The 4,318-nt window shown below is 74.0% G+C and carries 6 protein-coding genes; 2 read left to right on the top strand and 4 right to left on the bottom strand.

Translation table 11 applies throughout. The features are described 5' to 3' along the window. Window positions 1-58: 58 nt before the first annotated feature. From ABZ749_RS30445 to ABZ749_RS30460, 4 genes are read right to left on the bottom strand one after another with little or no spacing between them, the layout of a single operon-like run. A complete protein-coding gene (locus tag ABZ749_RS30445; protein WP_357233813.1) occupies window positions 59-562 on the bottom strand; it encodes a hypothetical protein in 504 nt (167 codons plus the stop codon). Further along, window positions 559-1,080 carry a DUF6286 domain-containing protein gene (locus ABZ749_RS30450; RefSeq protein ID WP_357233803.1) on the bottom strand — a complete coding sequence of 174 codons (522 nt, stop codon included), beginning with the start codon at window positions 1,078-1,080 and terminating at the stop codon, window positions 559-561. The genes ABZ749_RS30445 and ABZ749_RS30450 overlap by 4 nt, the downstream gene beginning before the upstream one ends. A 1-nt stretch (window position 1,081) precedes the next feature. Next, window positions 1,082-1,462, bottom strand: coding sequence for an Asp23/Gls24 family envelope stress response protein (locus ABZ749_RS30455; RefSeq protein WP_357233805.1), 381 nt, complete (start codon window positions 1,460-1,462; stop codon window positions 1,082-1,084). Further along, window positions 1,459-1,650 (bottom strand): hypothetical protein, encoded by a 192-nt coding sequence (locus tag ABZ749_RS30460; protein WP_357233807.1) that lies wholly within the window; start codon window positions 1,648-1,650, stop codon window positions 1,459-1,461. The genes ABZ749_RS30455 and ABZ749_RS30460 overlap by 4 nt, the downstream gene beginning before the upstream one ends. A gap of 164 nt (window positions 1,651-1,814) precedes the next feature. Between ABZ749_RS30460 and ABZ749_RS30465 the strand changes: the two genes are divergently transcribed. Beyond that, a complete protein-coding gene (locus ABZ749_RS30465) occupies window positions 1,815-2,690 on the top strand; it encodes a hypothetical protein (protein ID WP_357233809.1) in 876 nt (291 codons plus the stop codon). Window positions 2,691-2,985: 295 nt separating this feature from the next. After that, window positions 2,986-4,260, top strand: coding sequence for a hypothetical protein (locus ABZ749_RS30470; protein ID WP_357233811.1), 1,275 nt, complete (start codon window positions 2,986-2,988; stop codon window positions 4,258-4,260). The last annotated feature ends 58 nt before the right edge of the window (window positions 4,261-4,318 follow it).

A 4,318-nucleotide genomic window follows, 5' to 3' on the forward strand; every position in this document is an offset into this window, starting at 1 on the left:
GGGCTGACATGGCCAACGCCACCGACCACCTCTGGATGCACTTCACCCGGATGGCGAGCTACTCCGCTGGTGAGGTGCCGACCATCGTGCGCGGCTGCTCGCGTACGCCGGCGGTCGGCGCGTCGGCGGTGAGGTCCACCCGGATCCACACGTCGGGGTGCGGTGGCGCGCCGGTGAGCACCACCCGGGCCCGGCGTACGCCGGGGTTGCCGGTCAGGTCGCGTACCAGCGCGTCGGCGAGGACGTCGGTGGCCAGCCGGGTCCGGCCCGGCCGGCGTCCGGGGTGGCTCAGGGTGCCGCGCAACGTGCCGTCCGGGCCCCGCAGCTCCCGGGTCAGCAGGCGCTGCCCGGCCAGTGCGAGCAGGCCTGCGGCGGCGGCCGCGGCCAGGCCGCTCCACGGCGCGGCCCTCCGCAACCGCTCGACCACCTCGGCGCTGAGCAGCGCCGCCGCCGGGTCGGCGCCGGGCAACGTGCCGAGGCTGGCCGTCAGTGCCGCCGCGCCGCCCGCGACCAGCAGCAGCGCGATGATGGTCCACAGCAGCCGGTGCCCGGCGTTGGTCACGCCGGCCGCCGCCGAGGCAGCAGCCGGACGTCGATCCGGGCGGGGCGGGGTGCGGTGAGGTGACGCAACTCCTGGTGCACAGCGAACTCGATCTCCGCCCGGGCCGCCGGGTCGCCGGTCGCCCGGACCCGGGGGCGCCACTGACCGCCGCGCCGTCGGACCCGGACGCGGACACGGCGGACGCCCGGCACCGCGCTGGCGGCGTCAGCGAGCCGCCGTTCCACGCAGCGCCGGTGCAGGTACCAGCCGTCGTGCTCGTCGGCGCGCAGGCGGGCCGGTGTCCAGCGGCGCAGTTGGGCGACGAGGATGGCCAGGCCCAGCAGGAGAGCCCCGCCGGCCACGGCCCGGACGGTGGGGTCGCGCCACCGGGTGCCGCTCAGCGCGTCGAGCCAGCCGCTGGTGTCGAGCGGTGTCGGTCGGTGCAGGGTGAGCAGCAACGCCTGGACGGCCGCCGCCGCGCCGCCAAGAAGCAGCACGGTGGCCAGCAGCAACGAGGCGACCCGGTTGGCGGTGCGCATCTCAGCCGTCCTCCGGTGTGGCGGTGCCGACGCCGGAGGAGTCGACGCCGGGGACGAGCAGGTCGTCAACGGTGACCGTCACCACCGCCACGCGGAGCCCGGTCTGGGCGGCCACCCGGTCGGTGACCACCGCCCGGACCGTCTCGGCGATCGTCGGCACGCTGTGCCCGTACCAGGTGATCAGGTGCAGGTCGAGTCCGACGGACCGGTCATCCAGACGGACCGCCGCCGGACGGACGACGGACACGCCCGGCACGAGGCTGGCCGCCTGCACCGCGATCCGCGCGACGTCCGCCGTGTCGCCAGGGCGGCGTTCCGGACCGGCCGTCCCGGCGGCCAGTCCGATGCTGGGGTTCGTCCCCGCGGACGGGCGGGTGGTCATCGCCGCCGCCGAGTGTCGGCGCGGCGGTCGCCGAGACCGGTCATCGCGAGGTCGCCGTCGAGCACCCGGACGACCAGCCAGCCGAGCAGACCGGCGAGCACGGCGAGGGCGGCCACGCCGATGCCGGCGAGCGCCCAGACCGCCACGGCGAGGAACCCGGCGAGGAAGCCGAACTGCTGTCGCGACATGCTCACCTCCGGGCCGGTCCGGTACCGGCGGTCGCTGGATACACCCGGCGGCCATCCCTGGAACGTCAACGCTGCTGTGATCCGCGTCACAGGAGAAGTCGGTGGCCCATGATCGACCACCTAGACTCGGCCCGGCTCGACCGACCGGCGGATGGATCAGGCAGATGACGAGCATCGGGAGCGACGACCGCGGTTGGCTGCGGGCGATGCCCGCCGAGGCGGGGCGCGACGCGCTGCTCAGCCGCGCCGGCCATCGGGTCCTGGCGGCACGCCGGCTCACTGACCTGCTCCAGGGCCGCCCGCCCGGCGTCACCGGCAGTCAGTGGACCTCGGCGAGCCGCGCCAGCTTCGACTTCGTGGTCTACGCCGCCGACAGCGGCCGCCCGGTCGTCGCCGTACAGATCGGCCCCGTTCCGTCTCCCGGCTCGGCGCAGCAGCGCGTGGAGCGCCTCACGGACGCGGTGGGCGCGGCCGCCGGCCTGCCCACCCTGTGGATCGGGTCGCCCACGTTGAGCGCCGCCGAGCATGGCCGCCGCCTGGTCGAGTACGTGATCGACGCACGTGCCTACGCCGCGGGCGGGGCCACCGCCGCCGGGACCGAACCGGCGCCGGTGAGCTTCCGGGACATCCTGGGCCGGCTGCCGGACGGGCGTACCGGGCCGGTGAACGACCTCGGCGCGCTGACCCGTGTGGCGGCGGTCGAGGCGTACGTGGCCGGGCAGGTGGCCGACCCCATCGTGCGAGGACTGCACGTCCGCTGGGTGGACGGGCCGGCACAGGGGTGGAGTTGGGTGCAGGTACGCCCCGACGCGTGCCTCGTCGAGCAGGTCTCGGTGACCGAACACCGTTTCTCCTGCGGCATCGACGCGGCCCGGCTGGCCGAGGATCTCGCCGCCGTCGCCGTGGGGGAACGACTGCGAGAGAACGCCGTCGCCGACCTGCTGTCGCGCGCCGAGTGGACCGCGCAGATCGCCGCGCTGAGCCAGCGCCGCCACGAACTGGTCGGCGGGTTCGCCTTCGACCACCTCTGCGCCGACTGACCAGCGCCCGTTTCACCTGCTGATCCCTGCTCCGCTCCGGCTCCGTGTCGGGTCGCGGCAATTTCCTGTGTGTCTGTTGAACCTTCCCGGCCGCCGCCCCGTACTCCTGCGCGAATGAACAGGATCTCCCCATCCGCGTCCACCGGGCGCGGGAGACGGTGCGGAAAGGGCATCGTCGGCCATCGACGCATTACCGGGTAGGTCACGGTGGGTCGCCACCGCGGCGTGCCACCTCACATCCGTCGGTCCGCCGAGGGCAGAAATCCACTACCGGATCGAGAAGGAGAGCAATTCGATGCGCAGGTCCACTCGGGCGCGCCGGCCTTCCGGCAACGCGCGGAGCAAGCGTCTGCTGGCAGTTGTCGGCACGCTCGCGGTCTTCGGCGGAGTTGTCGCCGTGACTCAGATTTCGTCGGCCCAGGACCGGCGGACAAATAAGCCGCGTCCGGCTTCCGGGCAGTGCGTGGAGCCGAGCCCGGGCGCGACCGCGCCGACCGGTGGCGGCTCGACCAGCCGAACCTGGCAGAACGGTCGGTGGGTGCGTAATCACTGGGGTGACGGACAGCAGTCGGTCCCCGAGTGCGAGGACGGCAAGGACGGCACCGTGGGCACCGGCACGGCCATCGCCTGTCCGGACGTGGCGAGCAAGCTGCCGCAGGTGCCAGACCGGGCTCGGGCCGAGGTGGACCGCAACCTCGCCCAGTTGCAGACCCAGATCGCCGAGGCGGACCGCCGGCTCGCCGCCGAGGGCAACAAGGGTGAGGCGTTCATCCGCAACGCGATCCTCCAGCCGTTGGCCGGCAAGCGCCGCGCCGTGCTGGACCGGATCACGACCGCCATCGACCGGGCCGGACCCCGGCCGCAGGGCCTCGCGCAGCTCGCCGAGTGCCAGGTGCAGCCCACCGGCGGAACGGGCGGCAACAACGGCGGCGGCACCACTCCCACCACCACCCCCGGCGGTGGCAACAACGGTGGCGGGAACAACGGCGGCGGGAACAACGGCGGTGGCACCGAGCCCGGCGCCGGGCTCGGCGTGCTCGCCAACGACTGCGACGAGAGCCGGCTCCAGCCGCACGACGGTTTCCAGAACGGCAACCGCTGCGTGAGCACCGAATTCGGTGAGGTCGGCGCGGCGGCCAACAACCCGTCGCTGCTGATCACCCAGTTCCCCGACCAGGTCGGCCAGAACCAGCCCTTCACCCTGCGGGTCAGCACCCGCAACCTGGTCCGGGACCGCTTCCTGGCCGCCGGTCAGGGTGGTTACTACGTGGAGAGCTCGCTCCTCAACGACCAGGGCCTGGTCCGCGGTCACTTCCACACCGCGTGCCGGATGCTGGACAGCCTGACCGCTCCGCCGGAGCCGCAGGAGGTGCCCGCGTTCTTCGTCGCGACCGAGGACGGCCGCGGCGGCGCCCAGCCCGACGAGGTGACGATCCAGATTCCGGGCCTGCCGGAGTCCGGTACCGCCCAGTGCTCCGTCTGGGCCGGTGACGGCTCGCACCGCCTGCCGATGATGGAGCGGGCCAACCAGACCCCCGCCTTCGACTCGGTGCGCATCGACGTCAACTGACCTGACGTACCGGCGGCGGCCGGCCACCCGGGGCGACGACCCGGGTGGCCGGCCGCCG

The organism is Micromonospora sp. NPDC047753 (genome assembly GCF_040642735.1).
Classification (GTDB): domain Bacteria; phylum Actinomycetota; class Actinomycetes; order Mycobacteriales; family Micromonosporaceae; genus Micromonospora.

What these genes read in the sequence shown, in the direction of transcription:
- ABZ749_RS30460 (WP_357233807.1), bottom strand. Translation starts at nt 1,650, where the DNA reads ATGTCGCGACAGCAGTTCGGCTTCCTCGCCGGGTTCCTCGCCGTGGCG.
- ABZ749_RS30455 (WP_357233805.1), bottom strand. Translation starts at nt 1,462, where the DNA reads ATGACCACCCGCCCGTCCGCGGGGACGAACCCCAGCATCGGACTGGCC.
- ABZ749_RS30450 (WP_357233803.1), bottom strand. Translation starts at nt 1,080, where the DNA reads ATGCGCACCGCCAACCGGGTCGCCTCGTTGCTGCTGGCCACCGTGCTG.
- ABZ749_RS30465 (WP_357233809.1), top strand. Translation starts at nt 1,815, where the DNA reads ATGACGAGCATCGGGAGCGACGACCGCGGTTGGCTGCGGGCGATGCCC.
- ABZ749_RS30470 (WP_357233811.1), top strand. Translation starts at nt 2,986, where the DNA reads ATGCGCAGGTCCACTCGGGCGCGCCGGCCTTCCGGCAACGCGCGGAGC.